The organism is Burkholderia sp. Ac-20392, assembly GCF_017104585.1.
GTDB classification, from domain to species: domain Bacteria; phylum Pseudomonadota; class Gammaproteobacteria; order Burkholderiales; family Burkholderiaceae; genus Burkholderia; species Burkholderia lata.
Genome location: NZ_JAAGPB010001175.1, coordinates 1 through 645, shown reverse-complemented (window position 1 = coordinate 645; position 645 = coordinate 1). Strand labels below are relative to the sequence as shown.

Below are 645 nucleotides of genomic sequence, written 5' to 3'. Positions count from 1 at the left end.
AGCGCAGCAGCTCCCATGCGCCAGCGACGTAGCACGCGGCGATCAGCAGCGTGACGGCCGACGCCAGCGGGTTCGACGCGACATAGCCGACGCCGATCCAGCCCACAGCGAGCAGACCGGCGACGAAGACAACGAGATCAAGGCGAATTCTGGACATAGCGTGTTGATTAGCTGGTGCGAAGGGCCGCGAGCAGCCCGTCTACCGTTTGAAACCGGACTTCGAGTTCGGCAAGCAGGATGCTTTGCATCTCGTCGCGAAACGTATCGAGCCATGCGCCGGGCACGATTGCCGCGATGGCCGCGCCATCGGTCACCACCGCGCCGTCAGCGGCCGGATCGGCCGTTGCTGCGGCTGCGGCCGCGGATTCGGCATCGGCCAGCGCCTGCCGTTCCGCGTCGCGCAGCCGGCCGAAACGCGTGCCGAGCAGCGCGGGGATGGGCGACAGCAGGCTGCGCTCGCGCGCGCCGAGCACGCGCTCCATGATCGCGTCGAGCGTCGCGAGCCGCGCCATCCCGGACGAGCGCGCAGCGACCGCAACCCGCAGGCGGCCGCGCAACTGGCCGATCGCCGTTTCCATGTCCTGCTGCAGAGACAGGTAACGCTGGCGGAAGTCCGCGAAATCGGCCGTGTCGGCGCCCGGCGGC

The 645-nt window shown here is 69.5% G+C and carries 1 protein-coding gene; it reads right to left on the bottom strand.

The genetic code is table 11. From position 1 onward, the window contains the following. Nucleotides 1-167 precede the first annotated feature (167 nt). On the bottom strand, nucleotides 168-645 hold a 478-nt coding region (locus G3N99_RS41465; RefSeq protein ID WP_206125340.1), incomplete at its 5' end, for a DUF3348 family protein.